Source organism: Streptomyces mesophilus (assembly GCF_040300965.1).
GTDB classification, from domain to species: Bacteria; Actinomycetota; Actinomycetes; order Streptomycetales; family Streptomycetaceae; genus Streptomyces; species Streptomyces mesophilus_A.
This window is the reverse complement of record NZ_JBEPEW010000094.1, coordinates 1-19,896: the sequence shown is the minus strand read 5'-3', so window position 1 is coordinate 19,896 and position 19,896 is coordinate 1. Positions and strand designations below refer to the sequence as shown.

At 70.3% G+C, this 19,896-nt stretch carries 21 protein-coding genes; 12 read left to right on the top strand and 9 right to left on the bottom strand.

All coding sequences use genetic code 11. The annotated features are described in order from the left end of the window. Window positions 1-161 precede the first annotated feature (161 nt). The 8 genes from ABT367_RS27605 to ABT367_RS27570 all read left to right on the top strand — a co-directional run bounded on the left by ABT367_RS27605 (window position 162) and on the right by ABT367_RS27570 (window position 8,279). Complete coding sequence (locus ABT367_RS27605) at window positions 162-494, top strand: hypothetical protein (RefSeq protein WP_165337240.1); 333 nt, start codon at window positions 162-164, stop codon at window positions 492-494. A gap of 20 nt (window positions 495-514) precedes the next feature. Continuing rightward, complete coding sequence (locus ABT367_RS27600) at window positions 515-826, top strand: pore-forming ESAT-6 family protein (protein WP_352255812.1); 312 nt, start codon at window positions 515-517, stop codon at window positions 824-826. Between the two features lie 72 nt (window positions 827-898). After that, on the top strand, window positions 899-1,309 hold the full coding sequence (locus ABT367_RS27595; RefSeq protein ID WP_352255811.1) for a DUF6507 family protein: 411 nt from the start codon (window positions 899-901) through the stop codon (window positions 1,307-1,309). Next, entirely contained in the window at window positions 1,306-4,002 is a 2,697-nt protein-coding gene (locus ABT367_RS27590) for a hypothetical protein (RefSeq protein WP_352255810.1), read from the top strand. The genes ABT367_RS27595 and ABT367_RS27590 overlap by 4 nt, the downstream gene beginning before the upstream one ends. A gap of 16 nt (window positions 4,003-4,018) precedes the next feature. Next, window positions 4,019-4,885, top strand: a complete 867-nt coding sequence (locus ABT367_RS27585) for an immunity 49 family protein (protein WP_352255809.1) — start codon at window positions 4,019-4,021, stop codon at window positions 4,883-4,885. Between the two features lie 46 nt (window positions 4,886-4,931). Next, entirely contained in the window at window positions 4,932-5,789 is an 858-nt protein-coding gene (locus tag ABT367_RS27580) for an immunity 49 family protein (RefSeq protein WP_352255808.1), read from the top strand. Between the two features lie 190 nt (window positions 5,790-5,979). Then, window positions 5,980-6,891, top strand: coding sequence for an immunity 49 family protein (locus ABT367_RS27575; RefSeq protein WP_352255807.1), 912 nt, complete (start codon window positions 5,980-5,982; stop codon window positions 6,889-6,891). Between the two features lie 119 nt (window positions 6,892-7,010). After that, window positions 7,011-8,279: a sulfite oxidase gene (locus ABT367_RS27570; protein ID WP_352255806.1), complete on the top strand. Its 1,269-nt coding sequence runs from the start codon at window positions 7,011-7,013 to the stop codon at window positions 8,277-8,279. A gap of 215 nt (window positions 8,280-8,494) precedes the next feature. On the opposite strand, the gene ABT367_RS27565 is transcribed toward ABT367_RS27570, so the two are convergent. Together ABT367_RS27565 and ABT367_RS27560 are read right to left on the bottom strand one after the other, a co-directional pair. After that, window positions 8,495-9,049: a TetR/AcrR family transcriptional regulator gene (locus tag ABT367_RS27565; RefSeq protein WP_352255805.1), complete on the bottom strand. Its 555-nt coding sequence runs from the start codon at window positions 9,047-9,049 to the stop codon at window positions 8,495-8,497. After that, window positions 9,012-9,464 (bottom strand): DUF4260 family protein, encoded by a 453-nt coding sequence (locus ABT367_RS27560; protein WP_352255804.1) that lies wholly within the window; start codon window positions 9,462-9,464, stop codon window positions 9,012-9,014. Before ABT367_RS27560 ends, ABT367_RS27565 begins: the two co-directional genes overlap by 38 nt. A 129-nt stretch (window positions 9,465-9,593) precedes the next feature. Between ABT367_RS27560 and ABT367_RS27555 the strand changes: the two genes are divergently transcribed. Continuing rightward, window positions 9,594-10,370 (top strand): MerR family transcriptional regulator, encoded by a 777-nt coding sequence (locus ABT367_RS27555; protein ID WP_352255803.1) that lies wholly within the window; start codon window positions 9,594-9,596, stop codon window positions 10,368-10,370. A gap of 80 nt (window positions 10,371-10,450) precedes the next feature. Beyond that, window positions 10,451-11,119, top strand: coding sequence for a hypothetical protein (locus ABT367_RS27550; protein ID WP_352255802.1), 669 nt, complete (start codon window positions 10,451-10,453; stop codon window positions 11,117-11,119). Here the strand turns inward: ABT367_RS27550 and ABT367_RS27545 are convergent. Then, window positions 11,101-12,543, bottom strand: a complete 1,443-nt coding sequence (locus tag ABT367_RS27545; RefSeq protein ID WP_352255801.1) for an RNB domain-containing ribonuclease — start codon at window positions 12,541-12,543, stop codon at window positions 11,101-11,103. The two genes, ABT367_RS27550 and ABT367_RS27545, sit on opposite strands and share 19 nt — an antisense overlap. Before the next feature lie 236 nt (window positions 12,544-12,779). On the opposite strand from ABT367_RS27545, the gene yaaA reads away from it, so the two are divergent. Beyond that, entirely contained in the window at window positions 12,780-13,580 is an 801-nt protein-coding gene (gene yaaA / locus ABT367_RS27540) for a peroxide stress protein YaaA (RefSeq protein ID WP_352255800.1), read from the top strand. 144 nt (window positions 13,581-13,724) lie between these two features. Further along, window positions 13,725-14,345, top strand: a complete 621-nt coding sequence (eda, locus tag ABT367_RS27535) for a bifunctional 4-hydroxy-2-oxoglutarate aldolase/2-dehydro-3-deoxy-phosphogluconate aldolase (protein WP_352255799.1) — start codon at window positions 13,725-13,727, stop codon at window positions 14,343-14,345. Between the two features lie 151 nt (window positions 14,346-14,496). Here eda and ABT367_RS27530 read toward each other — a convergent pair whose 3' ends face one another. The 6 genes from ABT367_RS27530 to ABT367_RS27505 form a co-directional block, all read right to left on the bottom strand. Further along, window positions 14,497-15,876, bottom strand: coding sequence for a bifunctional RNase H/acid phosphatase (locus tag ABT367_RS27530; RefSeq protein WP_352255797.1), 1,380 nt, complete (start codon window positions 15,874-15,876; stop codon window positions 14,497-14,499). Between the two features lie 12 nt (window positions 15,877-15,888). Continuing rightward, a complete protein-coding gene (locus ABT367_RS27525; RefSeq protein ID WP_352255826.1) occupies window positions 15,889-16,632 on the bottom strand; it encodes a zinc ribbon domain-containing protein in 744 nt (247 codons plus the stop codon). Further along, on the bottom strand, window positions 16,629-17,480 hold the full coding sequence (locus tag ABT367_RS27520; RefSeq protein ID WP_352255796.1) for a Nif3-like dinuclear metal center hexameric protein: 852 nt from the start codon (window positions 17,478-17,480) through the stop codon (window positions 16,629-16,631). Before ABT367_RS27520 ends, ABT367_RS27525 begins: the two co-directional genes overlap by 4 nt. Before the next feature lie 216 nt (window positions 17,481-17,696). Beyond that, window positions 17,697-18,305 (bottom strand): TetR/AcrR family transcriptional regulator, encoded by a 609-nt coding sequence (locus ABT367_RS27515; RefSeq protein ID WP_352255795.1) that lies wholly within the window; start codon window positions 18,303-18,305, stop codon window positions 17,697-17,699. Beyond that, entirely contained in the window at window positions 18,295-19,269 is a 975-nt protein-coding gene (locus tag ABT367_RS27510; RefSeq protein ID WP_352255794.1) for a saccharopine dehydrogenase family protein, read from the bottom strand. Before ABT367_RS27510 ends, ABT367_RS27515 begins: the two co-directional genes overlap by 11 nt. Continuing rightward, window positions 19,266-19,896 (bottom strand): class I SAM-dependent methyltransferase (locus ABT367_RS27505; RefSeq protein WP_352255793.1); only part of this gene is annotated, 631 nt, incomplete at its 5' end. The genes ABT367_RS27505 and ABT367_RS27510, both read right to left, overlap by 4 nt.

Genomic DNA, 19,896 nt, shown 5'->3' with positions numbered 1-19,896 from the left:
ACCGATTTCGCTCTGTTCCACCTCGCACCACGTTGCGTTCGCAAGCGGGTTCGGGTGAGGATGATCCGGACTCGTGTGGCACGTGTGACATGTGTTCAGCGCGACGGGTGGGCCGGTCCGGGTCCGCTGGGGTTGCTCTTGATCCACGGGGGTGGGTTGCTGTGAAGTTCGATATGGGTGCGTCCGTGTTGTCGAATCTGCGGTCGCAGTCGCAGGGTTCGAGTGATGATCTCGGGTCGCTGATCCGTCAGTTGATTGCTGCGGCGCAGCCGTTGGAGGGTCGTTTCAACGGCTCCGGTAAGGCGGCGTTTGATGCGTTCAAGAACAATTCGGATGAGATCACGGCGGCGTTGAACGGGTCGCTTTCGGCGATTTTGGGTGGTCAGTCGGGGATGGACTCGTCGTTTGCGACGGGTGATCAGGAGTCGGCGGACAATGCCCGCTCGAACATGGCTGCCGCGAACTTCGATGCTGCCCGCTTCGGCGGACGCTGACTTACGGGGGTTTGACTGTTATGGCCGGTAATGCGGATCGTCGTTCGTATGACATGGCGGCGTCCTCGGACGCGCAGGGCAACATCCAGGGTGTGATCGCACGTCTGGAGCAGGTGATCACGGACCGGGACCGTGCGGTGAAGGCGGCGATGGCCGACTTCCAGGCCGATGGGGTCTCGGACTCGTATCACGACAAGGAGCTGCGCTGGAATCGCGCCTCCAACGAAGTCCGGTCGATCATTCAGCTGTTGAAGACGACGTTGGAGAAGAACGACGGCACCGCGCAGCAGACGTTGCAGCGCGCGAAGGCCGCCGTCGATTCCATCGGCTGACGTCGCCGTTCTCGGAGCTTCGGGGAAGCGTTCATGCAGCTGCCGGGGGCAGCTGGTTCACGGGGTGTGTCTATGTCGAAGTGGGATATCAAGCCGCAGGGCGTGCAGGGCCAGCTGACCATGACCGGCGAGGCGGCCAAGGATCTGGCCGATGCCGCGAAGGCGATGGTCAACGATCTGATGAGCGCGGCCGGTTCGGCGGGGACGGCAGTGCCGGGCAGCCAGTACAGCGGGCCCATGATCGGGCCGGTCGTGCCCGGCACACCGCGCAACCCGGTGGGGCCGGTCGCCGCCGCGCTCTCCACGTACATGGAGAAGCGCCAGGCGCAGCTCACGTCCATGGCCGAGCGGACCGGTAACTCGATGACCGGTGCTGCGGAGGCCACCAATGCCTATGTGCAAGGTGACTTGGACATGGCCGCCGAAGCGCAGGGCAAGGCGCTGCAAACACCGAAGGTCGATCTCCCGGGGGCGGGCAAGTGAGCGAGACGGCGCTGAACCCGGAGGAGATCCCCGAGTTCACCGGCAACCTGGAACAGCTGGAAAAGGACGCCTCAGCCGTCGCCCTGGACGGGACGGCGATCGCGGAGGCCGCCTCGAAGGTCGACTCCACCTTCCGGGGCCTGTCGTCGTACTACGCGGCGCCGGAGGCGGACCAGTTGTTCGCCTCGACCGGGCCGGTGGCCACCGGCGGTGGGGTGTTCGAGGACGACCTCACTGTCATCGGCGGCGCGCTGGCCGCGTATGCCACCGAGATCCGTCCGATCGTCGACCGGTTCAAGCAACTGCGCGCGGAGGCGGAGGCGTTCCGTACGTCCATCGCCGACGACGACAAGTGGCGTGAGGACGGCGACCTGGTCGAAGAGAACAACAACCGCCGCAGCGCGGTCAACCAGGCGTTCGCCGACTTCCAGGCCGCCGAACGCACCTGCCACAACAAGATCGTGGCGCTGGTCGGCGGCACGGCGCTCAAGGTGACCGACGGCTCCAAGGACAAGAACCAGTACGGCTTCCGCGCCGAGGACCTGGACGGCGCCAAAGACCTGCCCTGGGGCAATCCGGTGGAGGAGTCCACGCCCTGGTACCACATCCACGAACACGCCTGGGACTTCGGCAAGGGTCTCGTCGTCGACGGGGTGTGGGGCACGCTCAAGGGCCTGTGGACGCTGGTCAACGTCACCGACTGGGATGCCTTCTCGCAGGCCTGGACGGGCCTGGCCAAGCTCGCCACCGGTCTGGTCATCACCGCCTCGCCCTTCGGCGCGGCGTTCTGGCTCGCTCCCGAGGACAAACTCCCCTCCTGGATCCGCGATTCGCGTACGGCGATGAAGGAGACCGGCAAGGCGCTGGTGGCCTGGGATCAGTGGGGCTCCAACCCGGCGCGGGCCGCCGGGGCCACCACGTTCAACGTGCTCACCACGGTCTTCACCGCCGGCGCGGGGGCCGGTGTGTCAGGGGCGGGCAAGGCCGGTGCGATCAGCAAGGCGATCGCGGCAGCCGGCAAGGCCGGCCGGATCATCGACCCGATGACGTATGTCTTCAAGGCCGGCGCCACCACCGGAATCAAGATCGGCGAGGTGGTCTCCGGCCTGCGGATGCTCACCGACGGCACCTACGTACGCCTCGCCGACACCAACTTCCAGATCATCGACCAGCCGGCCAGGGCCGGCGACCTGCCACCCGGCATCACCCGCGAGAACTCCGTCCCGCTCAAGGACCCCGACACCGGCGAGATCGTCTACTTCAAGCCCGAGGGCGCGACGATCCACCACCTCGACGGCACGGTCACCCCCGCTGCCAAGGAACCCTCCGCCGCCGAGCGCGCGGGCGAGCTTGCAACAAGGGTTGAAGAACCCCAGCTGGTTTCCGTCGGAGCGCGGCCGGCGGACGGGATCGCCCAGGCCGGTGACGGGCTCAGTAGAGCCACACGGGCTGGTGACACGGCAGTCGGAGCTGGTGGCCGCGCTGAATCCGGCAGCCCGTTCGGTGGGCAAGCCGACAGCGGGAACGTGGGCGCCCGCATGGACCTGGAATCGGGTTCTGGTGGCCGAGGCCCGGGAGCGGGGGCAGCCGCCGACAACGTCACGGGAGGTGGATCCCGCGAGGTCGGCACAGGTGGCACGGATGACATCGGCCGCGGTACCGGTGGACACGAGCCACCTGTCGGTAGCCGGCCCTCCGGCTCGGGCGGTGGTCTTCTCGACGACCTCGGCCGTGGTGGAGATGACGCCTTGGACGGAGGCGGCGATGCCACCCGAGGCGGTGACGAGACCCAGCCGCCGGCCCAGGCTGCCGGCGACGGCACCGCTCCACGCGACGGCGGCGGCGACGGGGAGCTGACTCCGGCCGAGCGCAAGCGCATCCAGGACGAGCATGTCTGGAAGGCGAACAACGATCCCACCTGGCGCGCTGAGCACTACAACGCGATCAACCACCGCTTGGACTCGAAGCGCATCGTCGACCGAGTCGAGCTTCCCATTCTGAGGGAGCAGAGCGATGGCACGCTGGTAGCGAAGGCCGAGCTTCCGAGCGGCCCGTCGGCGACCCGGCTCAACCCGACACCGTTCGATCGCTCGTCGGTTCCTCACGGTGAGCTCGATCACCTCGACGATGTCGCCAAGGATCGCATCACCGGTAAGGACCTCACGGACGCTGAGAGTGCCTTCAAGGACGATCCGTCACCGGAGAACGCGGCGAGAGTTGCCGATGCGCAGGCGGAATTTACGAGTCGGCTCGGCGACACTCCGAACAACAGCAAGCTTGCGGAGAGGCTTGGCCAGGAGGCAGCCAGGCGGCACATCATTCCCACTCGGTTCTCGGATGCGCAGTTGATCGACGATCTTCCTCGAACGCCGAATGGCGCCCGGGAGTTCGACGATGTCTACAGGCGCCCGGACGGGTGGCGACTCGTAGTCGAGGAGAAGGCTCCGTCCGGTCAGCTGGGATGGCGCGATGGTGCCGGGGATGTCGCGGGAGGTATGCGCGTACATCAAGGGACGCGCGAATACGTCCTTACGATCTGTGAGGAGATGACCGCACGTGGCGGGCGGGATGCCGAGATCGCGGAGGAGATCCTGGACGCTCTCGAAGACGGAAAACTACAATATGTCCTAGTGCAAGCCGCAGAGAATTCCGGCACATACAGTGGCGGCATGCTTGAGTTCTTCGACATCTAATCTCTGGAGAGATCACGTGGTCACGAGCGTTTCCCGCCATGACTTCCGGACGGACAACGCGGCCGAGGCCATGGCTCCGATCGTCAGGAGTGCTGTCCGGGCTGTCGAGCGGATGGAAGGGTCCGAGATCTCTCGTTCTCGCGCCCTCACGGCAACTCTCACCGCCGCGAAGTGGCACTGCGTGGCCGACCCCGATGCCGCCAAGATCGATACCTGGTACGCGTGGGTGCAGGCCATGCAGGTCGGATCGGCACTCTTCACCTCGGCCACCGCTACCGAGGGTCCAGTTGCCTGCCGCATCGGTGTCCAGGGCGAGGTCAAGAACCTTCCCGCGACGGGACCCGTGTCGTACACCAACGCCGGAGCGTGGGTCACCTCGTTCTACTTGGCGCTGATCCTTCGGGAGAACGAGCGCCTTGAGCGACTGGCGCGAGTGCCGGTTTCCTTCCTGCGTGAATCCGGGGCGGCATTCGACGAGTACATCTACAGCTGGGTCGAAACGCTCCAGAGCTTCTGGCTCGGGCGAGACGACATCGCTGCCAAGCTCGTGGCGGCAGTCGACGGAACTGCCCCGGATGCGGCCCAAGTTGCCGATTCCGACATGATGCTGAAGGTTCTCTATCCGCCGATCGAGCTCTTCCACCGCTACCTGCGTGGTGACACCGAACAGTTCAACAAGGCACTGGCGATGGCCTTGAACTGGCACAAGGAGTACTGGACTGCGGACGAAGCACGAGCGTTGAGCGGCACCGGCCTGGTCGCCCTCGGCCCGCTCGCCATGGCCTGCATTGCACGGGATGCGGGCATGCAGGTCGAGGTCGAGTCCCCGTACCTGCCGGCAGAGCTCCTGCGGTTCGCGCGGGCTGGCGAGATCGCCACCTGATCCAACTGCAGTACCGACGATTCGACATCAACAAGGGGCCCCTTCCTTGACCACGACCGTTGACCGGCATGCTCTGTCGCGGCCTGATGTCGAACAGTTCACGGAGCGCCTGGACGCGCACCTGGCATGGGAGATCGAGGGCCTCGAAGAGTCGACGGCCCTGATCGACGCCGCATTCGGCTCCGCAATCATGTCCCTGCGCGCCCACAGCCTCACCGACCCGCGCGCTGCCGAAATCGAGACGTGGGAAGCCGCGGTCACCGCGATGCAGCTGGGCTCGGCCCTGTTTGCCGTGACCGGGATCAGCGAGGGCAGTGTCGAGTGCCGGATCGCCCGCAAGGAGCGCACGCTGCCGGCCGTGGGGCCACTGTCGACGGCTGATGCGGGTAAGTGGCTGACGTCGTTCTGGCTGGCGGTCATCTGCCGTGAGCCGGAACGGATGACGCAGCTGTGCGAGATTCCGCTGGAGCGGCTGCGGGCGCCCGAGGGGCAGTACGACGAGTACATCTACCACTGGATCGACACCCTGCAGACCTGGCTGCGCAGGCCCGGTCTCGTGGAGAAGCTCACCAAGGCGCTGCAGATGTCGGATCCCTCGGTGGCGACGATCGCTCCTCGCGACCTGCTGCAGGGAATCCTGTATCCGCCGATCAACCTCTTCTACCACTTCGTACGTCGCGACACGGAAGGCTTCAGCCCGGCGCTGGAAGAGGCGTTGAAGCTGCACAAGCTGTACTGGACGCTCACCGAGGAACGCTCCTCGGACCTCAACGGCGCCATCGCCCTCGCCCCGTTGGCCATCGCCTGTTGGGCGTACGACGGTGAACTCCCCATCAATGTCGAGTCCGACTACCTGCCCAGGCACCTTCTGCAGCACAGCTGGCTGGGCGAGTTCCCCATGTGAGCCGGAGCGTGCGATCAGTGGAGAAGTGACGGGCGGCACTCACCTTGTCCCGACGCCGTACGCGACGCAGGGCTGGACCACGCCAGTCGAGCGCCCGGCCCAGCAGTGATCACCCGTGCCGCGACGCAGCTGCGGGGACCGTTGGCCTCTGGTCGAGGCGTTGGAGCGGGCAGGACACGACAGAGAGCTGATGGAACGCTTCAAGATCAACCAGAGCGGCGGGCCAGTGGTCGTGCGCATCCCCCGCCATGACTTCCCCGTCGATGCGACCCGGGCGGACATGGAATCGCTCAGGGCGAGCGTCCGCCGGGTGCTCGATCGGCTTGCGAGTTCCGACATGGCCCGGTCGCGGGCGCTCAGCGTCACCGTGCACGAGGCCATGTCGTGCTGTGCCTATGACCCGCGGGCCGAAGAGCTCGAAACCTGGGAAGCATGGATCACTGCCATGCAGGTCGGTTCGGCGCTCTTCGACGCCGCCACCACTACAGATGCCACCGTCACGGTTCGCATCGGCATCAGCGGCAAGCTCACGGAGCTTCCTGCGACTGGTCCAACTTCCTATACCCACGTGGGTAACTGGCTTACGGCGGTGTATCTGGCGACGATCTGCCGGGAGGACGATCGCCTGGACCGGCTGATGAGCGTGCCGATCTCGTTCCTTCGTGAATCCGGCGAAGGCGCAGTGTTCGACGAGTACGCCTATGCCTGGGCTGAAGCATTGCAGCACTACTGGCACAGGCAAGGTGACGAGATGTGGCGGACGCTGACCGAAGCGATCAAGGGCGTGAGTCCGGATGTCGCGCAACATCCGGACAAAGAGTCGCTCCTCAAAATTCATTACCCGGCCTTGGAACTCTTCCAGCTCTACAACCGTGGCGAGACAGAGCAGTTCAATTCCTCGCTCGCGGAGTTCCTGAACTGGCATAAGCAGTACTGGTCCGCAGACGAGGCCCGGTCTTCAGACGCCGATGGCCTGGTCGCGCTGGCGCCGCTCGCCATTGTCTGCATGGCGCGCGACAACGATTTCCCCATCGCCGTAGAATCCGATTACCTGCCGACGGCGCTCCTCCAGTTCGGGTGGGCCGGCGAAGTCGACGCCTGACCGGGCCCGCTCCCCAGGCGGGGCGCCGCCCCTCTGCCTGATCGCCCCCCGTACCGCGACACATGAACTTCATGCTCCCGCCATGGAGTTGGCCCGTACCCGGGCGGCACGATGACCCCATGCGTGATCACGTCTCTCGGATCGACGAACTCGCCTATGACCGCCGCCGGCTGCGCCAGTACCTCGCGGGTGAGGCCCGCGCCGGCGGTGTCGAGCGGCGCACCCTGCTCAAGCTGCTGGCCGCGGCGGGCGGCGCGGTCACCGTCGGGGCCGGGGCGGCCGCGCCCGCGACGGCGGCGGGGCCCGGCATCGTGAAGCCCCTGCCGCCCGAGCTGTTCACCGTGCGCGGCACCAACGCGGAGTCCAGGGCAGCTTCCTGGCAGGACACCGGATTCCATACGCCCGTCGACCGGTTCTTCGTACGCAACCACACCTCGACACCCGTACTGGACGCGGACAGTTGGCGTCTCAGGGTGTGGGGCAGCGGTCTGCGGCACGGCAGGGAGAGCGAGTTCGGGCTCGACGATCTGCGCCGGCTGCCCGCGGTGACCACCGAGACGCTCATCGAGTGCGCGGGCAACGGCCGCAGCTACTTCACCACCCAGCAGGGCGAGGCCATCAGCGGCACCGCCTGGGGCCTCGGCGCGATCGGCAGCGGGCGGTGGCGCGGCGTGCGGCTCGCGGATGTGCTGCAGAAGGCGGGGATCTCCCGGAACGCGGTGGATGTGCAGCCGCGCGGGCTCGACGCCGAGTACCTGACGGCGGACGGCGCGAACCTGGGGCGGGTGCGGCGGCCGCTGCCGGTGGCCAAGGCGCTGCACGACGTGCTGCTCGCGTACGAGCTGAACGGCGAGCCGCTGCCGCCCGACCACGGACATCCGGTACGGGTCCTCGTGCCGTCCTGGGTCGGGATCGCGTCGGTCAAGTGGGTCGGTGACATCGAGGTCTCCGACACCCCGCTCTACTCGCCCTGGAACACGGACTTCTACCGGCTCTTCGGAGCCGCCCACCCGCCGCAGGGCAGTGCGCCGCTGTCACGGCAGACGGTCAAGAGCGCCTTCGAGCTGGCCGAAGGCGCCGAGTTCACCGTCGGACGGACCTATACGCTGACCGGCCGCTCCTGGTCGGGGGCGGGTGGAATCGCCTCGGTCGAGGTGAGCACGGACGGCGGCGCCGGCTGGCGCCGGGCCAGGCTCCAGGACCCGGCACGGCGCGACAACTGGGTGCGCTGGTCCGTGCGCTGGCGGCCGGAGAGCACCGGGGACACACAGGTACTCGCCCGCGCCACGGACACCCGCGGGAACACGCAGCCGGACCGGACGGTGCACAACACCCAGGGGTACCTGTTCAACGCCGTCGTACGGCATCCGGTCCGCGTGGTCGGCTGAGCGCGGCGAGCAGCCCCGGCGGGAGCGGCTGAGCGGACGGCGGGTCCTCCAGCCGACCGGACGGCGGATCCTCCGACTGAGCGGACGGCGGGTCCTCCGACCGACCGGACGGCGGCCTCTCCGACCGACCGGACGGCGGCCTCTCCGACCGACCGGACGGCGGCCTCTCCGACTGAGCGGACGGCAGGCCCTCCAGCCGACCGGACGGCGGCCCCTCACCCTTCGAAGGCGTCCGCTCCGGTCTCCCAGGCTGCCGACAGGTCGGCATCGTCCGGAAACCGGCCATTGAGCTGGAGGATCACCATCCCGTGGGCGAAGGCCCAGGCCGCGCGCGCCGCGTCCATGTCCCCGCCGCACACCCGTACCAGCGGCGCCGCCGCCCGCGCTTCGAGTCCTTCGGGGAGGTCCTCGCGGGGCAGGGAGCGTTCGGTGTTGAGGCGGTAGAGGTGCGGGTGGGCCAAGGCGTAGGTGCGATAGGCCTTCATCAGGGACGGAAGCGAGTCCGAGCCCGCTTCGAGCGCCTCGGCCGTCTCCTCGAGGCTGAGCACCACCAGCTCCAGCTCGAGCGCCGCCTTGTCCGGGAAGTGCTTGTAGAGCGAGGGCGCCTTGATGCCGAGGCGGTCGGCGAGCGCACGCATGGTGAGGGCGGCCGCGCCGTGCTCTTCGAGCAGGGCGCGGGCCTCGGTCACGATCTCGCGCTTGCGGGGAGTGAGCCGGTCGGTGGTGGAGCGCTCAGGCACGCTGGAAGCCTTCCTTCGTCCGCAGGCCATAGCCGAAGGCGCGATCGTACGAGATATGCGCGAGCCAGCCGCACAGGCCCGCGAAGAGGGCGGGCGCGTACACCGGCAGGACGGTGTAGGCGACGATCAGGCCGACGGGGATCAGCGCCCTGTGGGCCGCGTTGTAGTACGGGACCGCGCGGGGCGAGAGCTGTCCGCGGGCGAGCCCGGCCGATCCGCGGACGTCGACGAAGAGCGCGAAGTCCGGGGCGAGGAAGAAGGCGAAGGCCACCGCGCCGGCGAGCCAGCCGTGGTTCACGCCTTCGAGGATCGCGAACGCCGTCCAGAAGAGCGCGCCCGCGAGCCACGCCGCCCGACGGAGCTTCGCGCCCAAGGTCAGGGTGCGGGCCGTGCGCCCGGCGGGAGCCGGGGCGTTGGCGACGGGGGCCGGTATGACGGTGGCCATGACGATTCCCTTCGGTCGGGCGGCCCGCCTGCGTTGGCTAACCGCGTTAGCCACAATCTAAGGCTAACGTCGTTAGCCGTCAAGAGTCCGGCTTGACCTTGCCGCAGCGTCAGGGTTTCTACTGATGCCATGCGTATCGGCGAGATCGCCGCGCTCGCCGGGGTCACCCCCCGCGCGGTGCGGCACTACCACCACCTCGGGCTGCTGCCCGAACCCGACCGGCTGCCCAACGGCTACCGCGACTACGGCGTCCGGCACGCCGTGGCCCTCGCCCGCATCCGGCGGCTGACCGAGCTCGGACTGGGCCTTCCTGAGGTGCGCGACGTGCTCGCCGACGACGAGGGGCGCGAACTGGCCGAGGTCCTCGAAGAGTTGGACCAGGACCTCGCCCGCCAGGAGGCCGCGATCGAGGAACGGCGGGCGCGGCTGAAGCTGCTCCTGGAGCAGGCACGGGCCGGGACGCTGCCCGCCGAAGGCCCCCTGTCGCCGGGCCTGGCGGAGCTCCTGAGCGCGTTCTCGCCGAGCGGTTCGGCGAGCGCCGCCAAGGACCGTGAGCATCTGACGCTGATCGACTCCATGGTCCCGGCCGAGGACCGCGACCGGCTGCTCGACGCCCTGCGCCCGTTCGCGGAGGACCCCGAACTGACCGCGCGGGTGCACGCGTTGTACGTACGGCTCGACGCACTGGTGGACGCGAAGGAGGACGATCCCCGGATCGGCCCGCTGGCCGATGAGCTGGTCGCGGTGGTGCCAGAGTCGCTGTCCGGCCTGTTCGCCGGAGCGGACGAGGCCAGCCGCGAGCACCCGTTCGGTCAGGCGATGCTCGACGATTTCGCGCCGGCCCAGGCCGCGGTCGTACGGAAGTTCATGGCGGCGCTCGCACCGAAAGGGAGGGGGACGCAATGAGGCCAGGGGCACGCGATGAGGACCGGGAGGGGGACGCGATGAGGCCAGGGGCACGCGATGAGGACCGGGAGGGGGACGCGATGAGGACCAGGAGCAGGACCGCCTGGCGGGTTCTGAAGCGCCTGACGGTGCATGAGTTCAAGGCCTTCCACAGCCTGGGGCTCTGGATCGCGCGCCGCCGGCATCAGATCGGGCCCGGCGCCCACGGTGCGGGCTACACCCAGGCACAGACCGCGCTGATCTTCGGTTTCCTGTTCGTCGCGCTGGTCGAGACCGTGGTGCTCGCGTTCCTCATCCCCTGGCCGACGGTGCACGCGATCGTCACCTTCATCGATGTGTACGGCGTCCTGCAGATCCTCGGTCTGCACGCGGCGTGTGTGACCCGGCCCCATGTGGCCGAGGCGGACGGCTCGTTGAGGCTGCGCTACGGTGCGCTGTTCGACCTGCGGATACGGGCCGAGGACATCCTCTCCGTACGCGTGGACCGGCGCTATCCGCAGGGCAAGCACTTCCAGCTGAGCGAGGACGGGGTCCTGGACGTGCTGGTGGGCGGGCAGACGACCGTGACCGTCGAGCTCGCCGAACCCGTCACCTTCGTACGGCCGTTGGGCGCGCGGGGGCAGGCGCGTGTGTTCCGCTTCAACGCGGACGATCCGGCCGCCCTGGTCGCCGCGCTCAAGCAGGCCCGGACCGGCGAAAAGGCGCCGCGAGCCGAGGAGGAGGCGCAAGGTCACGCGGGCGCGAACTGAACCTTCGCCTTCCCCGGATCCGCCTGCGTGAGCCGCACCCTCAGCCGCTCCCCCAGGGGCAGCTCGCCCTCCCCGCCCTCGATCCGGGCGACCACGGCGGGGTCCTCCAAGTGCACGGTGCCGACGGCCGGTTGGCGGTCCTTCACATCGATGACGTACGCGTCGAAGATCTCCCCGACCCGGTCCTTGAGCAGCGCGGCCTCCACGATGTCGACGCACTCGCGCTCGATGCTGTTGGCCCGCCGGGTGCCGTCGGCCATTTCCTGCGGCAGCGCCTCGAGCGCGGCGAGCACCCACTCCGGGGGCTCCCGGCCGGCCACCGCGGCCACGCAGATCTCGCTCGCGTACCGGTCGACGAGGCGGCGCAGGGGTGCGGTGCAGTGCGTGTACTCGTCGGCCACAGCCGCGTGGATACGGGGGTCGGGGACCTCTCCGCCGGTGAAGACGGTGTAGCCGGCGCCCCTCAGGAGGCTGGTGCACTCCTGGAGGAAGGCCGCGTGGTTTCCGTTGCGCGGATCGAGTCCCCGTACGACATCGGCGTACGGCACATGGCGCGGCCAGTCGATGCCGAGGGCCTTCGCGGCGCGGCGCAGGCGACCGACCGCGCCCTGGGGCGCTGCGGGCAGGGTGCGCAGGACGCCGGTGCCGTACTCGATCATGAGGTCGGCGGCCGCGGCGCCGGTGAGCAGGGAGATATGGGCGTTCCAGCCGTCGGCCGGGAGCGGGGCGCGGTACTCCAGGTGGTATCCGTCCGCTCGCTCGACGATCTCCTGCTCGGGCACGTTGAGCGAGATGCCGCCGCGGGCGATCTCCTGCTGGTCGCGAAGGAGTCCGATGTCCTTGAGCAGGGAGAGCGGCTCCTCGGCGGTGCCGCTGTCGATGGCCTTCTGCACCCCGTCGTAGTCGAGCTTGGCGCGGCTGCGCACCAGCGCACGCTCCACGTGCGTGGACGTGGACCGGCCTTCGGCGTCCAGGTCGACGGTCCAGAGCAGCGCCGGGCAGTCCTGGTCCGGCAGCAGGCTCGCGGCGCCCTCCGACAGGGTGGCCGGGTGCAGGGGCACCTTCTCGTCGGGGAAGTACAGCGTGGTCACACGGGCGTGCGCCTCACGGTCCAGGGCGCCGCCCGGCTCGACCCAGGCGGCCACGTCCGCGATCGCGTAGCTGACCCGGAAACCGTTGCCGCGCCGCTCCAGGAACATCGCCTGGTCCAGATCCCTGGACGTGGGCGGATCGATCGTGAAGAACGGGATGTCGGTGGCGTCCCGGTGCCCGCTCAGATCGGGCGACGCGAGCGCCGCCTCTGCCTCGGCGAGCACTTCAGGGGGAAAGTCCGCCGGCACTTCGAGGCGCGTACGCAGCTCACGCAACGCGGCCCGCAACGGGGCGTCGGCTGCTCCGGTCACATGCATAGGGCGGCGAGGCATGAGTCGAGCCTAGGGCGGGCCGGGCCCGGACGCGCGCGGTCCGATACACCGGGTCCGGGCGCCCGCGGTCGGATGCGCCGGGTCCACACGCGCGATCCGATACACCGGATCCGGACGCCCGCGGTCCGATGCGCCGGGTCCACACGCGCGGTCCGCGGCGCACAAGTGCGGGCGCCGGCTGGGTACCCTGCAGCGGGGCCGCACCCCCGCCTCGTACCACTGAAGGAGTCCGCATCGTGCTCGTGCTGTTGCCGCCGTCCGAGGGAAAGGCCGACTCGGGCCGTGGCGCTCCGCTGAAGCCGGAGTCGCTGTCCCTGCCGGGCCTCGCCGAAGCGCGCGCGGCCGTGCTCGACGAGCTGGTCGAGCTGTGCCTCACGGACGAGGAGCACGCCCGTGAGGTGCTCGGCCTCAGCGAAGGGCTGCGCGGCGAGATCGCCAAGAACGCCGATCTCAAGGTGGCCGGTGCGCGTCCCGCGGGCGAGATCTATACGGGAGTCCTGTACGACGCCCTCGGTCTGAGCACCCTCGACGCGGCGGCCAAGCGGCGCGCGACGAAGTCGCTGCTCGTCTTCTCCGGCCTGTGGGGCGCCGTACGGATCAATGACCGCATCCCCTCCTACCGCTGCTCGATGGGCGTGAAGCTGCCGGGGCTCGGCGCGCTGGGCGCGTACTGGCGCGGGCCGATGGCGGATGCGCTGCCCGAGGCGGCGGGCGAGGGTCTTGTCCTCGACCTGCGGTCCTCGGCGTATGCGAGCGCCTGGAAGCCGAAGGGCGAGCTCGCGGGGCGGACGGCGACGGTGCGGGTGCTGCACTCGCAGCTGGTCGACGGGGTCGAGAAGCGCTCGGTGGTCAGCCACTTCAACAAGGCGACCAAGGGACGGCTCGTACGGGATCTGCTGCTCGCGGGCGCGAAGCCGGCCACCCCGGCGGAGCTGGTGACCGTCCTGAGGGACCTCGGGTACGTGGTGGAGGCCGAGCCCCCGACACGAGCCGGCCGCCCCTGGTCCCTGGACGTGGTGGTGACGGAGATCCACTGAGCATCACGATGCGGGGACCATTTGTTGGGCGCATAAGGGGTAAGTCGGGCGCCCTCGCGAACAAATGGTCCCCTTTCCAATCCGGCGTTGCAGAGAGCGCAACGGGCTTTGCGCACGGCGCATCGGGGGCGGCAGGATGGGGGTATGACTTCCGCTTCCGTGCTTGATCTTGCGCCCGTTGTGCCCGTTGTCGTGATCGATGAGGTCGCCGACGCCGTGCCGCTCGCCGAGGCTCTCGTGGCCGGCGGGCTGCCCGCGATCGAGGTCACGCTGCGGACGCCGGCCGCGCTCGACGCGATCCGCGCCATCGCGGCCGGGGTGCCGGGCGCGGTGGTCGGTGCGGGGACGGTCATATCGGCCGCGAACGTGCGCGACGCGGTCGACGCAGGGGCCCGCTTCCTGGTCAGCCCCGGCTGGACCGAGGCGCTCCTGGACGCGATGAAGAGTTCCGGGGTGCCGTTCCTGCCGGGTGTCTCGACCACGTCCGAGGTCGTGGCGCTGATCGAGCGCGGGGTGTCCGAGATGAAGTTCTTCCCGGCGGAGGCCGCGGGCGGCACCGCCTACCTCAAGTCCCTCGGCGGCCCGCTCCCCCAGGCCCGCTTCTGCCCGACGGGCGGTATCGGCCCGGCCTCCGCGCCGGGCTACCTCGCCCTGAAGAACGTCGGCTGCGTGGGCGGCAGTTGGATGCTTCCGGCCGACGCGGTCGCGGCGAAGGACTGGGCGCGGGTGGAGGAGCTGGCGCGGGAGGCGGCCGCGCTGCGGTAGATCCTGGCGGATGGCGCGCTGCGGTAGTAAGTCCTGGCGGATGGCGCGCTGCGGTAAGTCCCGCCGGATGTACGGGAGGGGCGGTCGCCGACGCGGTCGCCCCTCACGTATGCCGTGGGCGGGGGCGGTCGCCCCTCGCGTATGCCGTGGGCTATGGGCGCAGGTGCGAGGTGTCGTTGAAGAGACGCACGCTCGCGTTGCCGTCCGCGTAGTACGCGACCGCGGTGAGGGAGGCCGCGGAGAGCTCCATACGGAACAGGGACTCGGGCGGGGCGCCCAGCGCAAGGCGTACGAGGGTCTTCACCGGGGTCACGTGGGTGACGAGCAGGACCGTACGGCCGGCGTACCGCTCGACGAGCCGGTCGCGGGTCTCGGCGACGCGGACGGCGACCTCGGCGAAGGACTCGCCGCCCGGGGGCGCGGCGTCGGGCGAGGCGAGCCAGGCGTCCAGCTCGGCCGGGAAACGCTCCTTGGCCTCGGCGAAGGTCAGACCCTCGAAGGCACCGAAGTCCGTTTCCCGCAGGCCCTCTTCGACCCGCACGTCGAGGCCGAGACGGGCGGCGACGGCCGATGCCGTCTGGCGGCAGCGGGTCAGCGGGGAGGAGACGATCGCCTCGATCGTGCCGCGGGCGGCGAGCGCCGCGGCGACCCGCTCGGCCTGCGCGAGCCCGGCCTCGGAGAGCACGGGGTCGGTGCCGCCGCTGCCGGAGAACCGCTTCTGGGGCGTGAGCGCGGTCTCGCCGTGCCGGAGGAGAACGAAGGTGGCGGGGGCGCCCATGTCGGGGGCGGACCAGCCTTGGGCGGGCGAGGGACCGGCCGGAGGGCTGGACAGACCCCTCCCGCCCGGGGGCCGAGCCCCTTTCAGGCTATCGGGCCCCACTGACAACGCCGGATCGGGCGCCACTGACAACGCCGGCTCCGCCACAGCCGGCAACGCCGGATCGTTGGTCACCGGCGACGCCGGATCGGTCGTCACCGGATCGGTCGTCACCGGCAACACCGGATCCGTCGCCGCCGGCAACACCGGATCCGTCGCCGCCGGCAACGCCGATTCGCTCGCCGCGACATTGCGCGCCGCCCGGGTGTCGAGGTCGGCGGTGGACGCCGAGGCGTCCCACTGTTCGCCGCGCTTGCCCGCGTCCATCGCCTCGTTGGCGAGACGGTCGGCGTGCTTGTTCTCCTCGCGCGGGATCCACTCGTAGGTGACCGAGGTGGCCGGGAAGACCGAACGGGCCTGAGCCGCAAGGGGCTTCATGTCCGGGTGCTTGATCTTCCAGCGGCCCGACATCTGCTCGACGACGAGCTTGGAGTCCATACGGACCCGCACCGTACCCGTCGGGTCGAGCGCAAAGGCCGCTCGCAATCCCGCGATCAGACCGCGGTACTCGGCCACATTGTTCGTCGCGACCCCGATGAACCCGGCGCGCTCCGCCAGCACTTCACCGCTGTCGCCGTCGATGACGACCGCGCCGTAGCCCGCGGGCCCCGGGTTGCCCCGGGACCCGCCGTCCGCCTCGATCACAAAGCGCATGCGCAAGAACCCCTACAGCCCGGACTCCGAGGTGCGCACCAGGATGCGGCGGCAGTTCTCGCAGCGCAGGACCGTGTCCGGCGCTGCGGCACGTACCTCGTTGACCTCGGTGATGTTGAGCTCCAGGCGGCAGCCCTCGCAGCGGCGCTGGTAGAGGCGGGCCGCACCGACGCCGCCCTCCTTCGCGCGCAGCTTGTCGTAGAGCTTCAGGAGGTCGTCCGGTACGGAGGCCGAGACGACCTCGCGCTCCTTGGTGACCGTGGCGATCTCGGCGTCGATCTCCTTGACCGCGGCGTCGCGGCGGGCGGTGGCGTCGTCGACCTTGCCCTGCACGGAGCCGACCCGCTCGGTCAGTTCGGCCACGCGCTCCTGGGCGGACTCACGGCGCTCCATGACCTCGAGCACCACGTCCTCCAGGTCGCCCTGGCGCTTGGCGAGCGAGGCGATCTCGCGCTGCAGGTTCTCCAGGTCCTTGGGGCTGGTGACCGCGCCGGAGTCGAGGCGCTGCTGGTCGCGGACGGCGCGCTGGCGCACCTGGTCCACGTCCTGCTCGGCCTTGGTCTGCTCGCGGGCGCAGTCGCCCTCCTCCGTCGTCGCGGCGACGAGCAGGTCGCGCAGCTGGGTGTGGTCCTTGTTCAGGGACTCGATCTCGGCGTGCTCGGGCAGCGCCTCCCGCTTGTGGGCGAGCTGCGACAGGCGCAGGTCGAGGGCCTGGACGTCGAGGAGTCGGATCTGGTCGGCGGGCGCGGCGTTCAGTTGGGGGCTCCTGCTGTCGTCGGGGTGGTGGCCGCGTGGGCGGTCCAGGGGTCGGTGACCGTCTTCGAGACGTGGACCCGAAGGCCCCAGCCGTGACGGTCGGAGATCTCGTCGAGCTGCGCCGCGGCCTGTTCGCACCAGGGCCACTCGGTGGCCCAGTGCGCGGCGTCGAGCAGCGCGAGCGACGTGTGCTGTACGGCTTCGGAGACCGGGTGGTGGCGCAGGTCGGCGGTGAGGAAGGCGTCCACGCCCGCTTCCCTCACGTATCCGAAGAGGCTGTCCCCGGAGCCGCCGCTGACGGCGATCGTGCTGATCACCTTGTCCGGGTCGCCGGCCGCGCGGATGCCCTGCGCGGTGGCGGGCAGCCGCTTGGCGGCGTACGCGGCGAACTCGCGCAGCGGCATGGGGCGCGGCAGTTCGCAGATACGGCCGAGGCCGCGGCGGCCCTTGTCGTCCGTCGGATCCGGTACAAGGGGGCCCACGACCCGCAGGTCGAGGGCGCCCGCGAGGGCGTCGGAGACTCCGGGGTCGGCGGTGTCGGCGTTGGTGTGGGCGACGTGCAGCGCGATGTCGTTCTTGATCAGGTCGTGGATGACCCGGCCCTTGAAGTGCGTGGCCGCGACCGTCGTGGTTCCGCGGAGATAGAGCGGGTGGTGAGTGACGAGCAGACCGGCGCCCAGCTGCACGGCCTCGTCGACGATCTCCTGCACCGGGTCGACCGCGAACAGGACCCGGTTCACCTCGGCGTCCGGCTCCCCGCAGACCGTCCCGACGGCGTCCCACGATTCGGCCCGGTCAGGGGGCCAGAGGGCGTCGAGCGCGGTGAGGACTTCGTGGAGGCGGGGCACGCAGCGATGCTACCTGGGCCGCGGCGGTGTCGGCCCCTCGCGGGGAAGCGGATCCGGACCGGCGGCCGCCCTGTGTACGCAGGGGGTGTACGCAGGTGCTCGCGCGGCCTGTGCGAAGGCCGCACACGGGCGAGGACGGCCCCGGTCGCCGGTCGCCCGCGCAGGCGGAGAAGGCGGGCCGCTGAGCAGGGAGGGGCGCCAGGCGGACCGCCCCGGTCAGCCCGCGATCCCCCGCAGCACCACCGCCACGAGATCGTCCACCGCTTCCGGGGCCGGCTCGGCCGGGGCACGTTCGTCGAACAGCGCCGAGATCACGACCTCGTGGCAGAAACCCACGACGATCCGGGCCGCCGCTTCCGTCTTCGCGGCGTGCGGCAGGCGGCCGAGGTCCCGTTCGGCGCGCAGGTAGCCGGCGAGGCGGTCGCGCCAGTCCTCGCCCGGTCCGCCGAGGCCGGCGAACCGCGCGAGCACCTTCGGCTGGGAGAAGAAGCCGGTGAACGCGGGCAGGAACGCGCGGTGCATGGCGAGGCCGTACGCGACGTACGCCTCGAGGTTGGCCTCCACGGTCCCCGTGCCCGGCTCGGGCAGGGCGCCGAGCCCCTGCTCCACCTTCCGCACATGGGCGGTGAGGGCGTGGGCGAGCAGTTCTTCCTTGTCGGCGAAGTGGTTGTAGAGCACGCCGTCGGCCACCGAGGCCTCACGGGCGATCGCGCGCACGGTCAGGCCGACGGTGCCGCGCTCGGCGATGACGCGTTCGGCGGTCGCGATGAGATGGTCGCGCAGGCTCCCGCCGTCCGGCAGCGCGGCCGCTTTCCTAGGTGACATCGGCCTGATCGTAGTGAGCCGCCCCGGTCTCGTCCCACCGCGCCACCTCCGCCAGGAACACGGCCGGCTCCACGGCCTCGTCCAGGTGCCGCACTCCGGGCGCCAGGGAGGCGAGTTCGCGTACGGCGAGCGCCGCCACGACGCCCGTGGTGCGGCTCTGCAGCCGGCCGCCGAACGACGCGCTGCGCCCCTCGGACGCGGCGGTGACCGCGAACCCGTCGCCGCCCGGATGCACCCGGCCCAGCAGGGCGAGCAGCGCCCGCCGTACGGGTTTCGCCGCGAGCAGCCGCGCGATCCCGGGCAGTCGGGCGGCGCCCAGCACGGCGGTCGTCGCCCGCGAGTCCAGGCACATTCCGGTCGCCACCCGCGCCGCCCCCGAGGTCCGCGGCAGCGTGTACTGATCGGAGAACGGGAAGCCGTACACCTTCCTGATTCCGTACGGGGCGGGGAACCGCATCCGCCAGGACGGCCCCAGGTCCGCGAGCCCGTCGAGGGTCCAGGCCAGCGCGGCGGGCCCGTGCGCCTCGCCCGAGCCGAGCAGCACCCCGATCCGCACATCGGGGCCGCCGACCTGCCGGGCGAGGAGGTTGGTGATGCCGGGTGCGAGGCCGACGCTGAGCAGTGCGCTCGCCCCGTGCTCGACGGCGAGTCCGTGCAGCCGCTCCACGCCGGTGAGCCGCTCGTGGTCCGCCGACACGTCGACGTAATGGATGCCCCGTACGAAACAGGCCCTGGCCACGCGGGCGTTGTCGTGGTCGACGCACATCACCACGGCGTCGGCGCCGTCGAGCGCGCGCTCCAGGTCCGCGGCGTCGTCCAGATCGAGCCGTACGGCCGAAGTGCCGGGCAGTGCACGGGGGTTGCGGCCCGCGACGACCACGGCGCCGGGGTACCAGCGCGACAGGAGGGCCGCGGTCTCGCGGCCGACCGCCCCGTATCCGCCGATCAGCACGATCCGCTTCATCGGACAGCCGTCACAAGCCAGGCGGACCCGTCGAGCCGGACGGCGCCGTCGCGTTCGAAGCGGCGGAACGCTTCGGTCAGGGCGGCGCGCAGCGGGTCCGGGTCCGCGCCCGCGAGGTGGTGGCGCACCGGACCCCAGCCGGTGAAGAACTCCGCCGCGTCCGCGGCGTCGCGCCCCCAGGTCTCCGCCGCCTCGATCCGCCGTGTCGATACGTCCCCGAAGCCCGCCTTGCCGAGGATCGTGCGCACGCGGTCGGGGTCGGAGAGCGACATCGGGCCGCTGCCGTCGGGTTCCGGGGTCGTGTGCCAGGCCGGGAGGTGCTCGCGCGCGGCGGCGAGGACCGTGCCCAGATCGGAGCCGGTGACGTCCGGCATGCTGAGGAACGCCAGGCGCCCGCCGGGGCGCAGGGCCCGGGCGACGTTGGCGAACGCCGCCACCGGGTCGGCGAAGAACATCACGGCGAACCGGCTGATCGCGGCGTCGGACTCCCCGTCCTCGAAGCCGAACACCTGGACGTCTCCCTGCGCGAAGGCCACGTTCCCGATGCCCTCGTCGAGGGCGGTCGCCCGGGCGCGGGCGAGCATCGGCGCGGACAGGTCGACGCCGGACGGGTGCTCGGCGTCGACC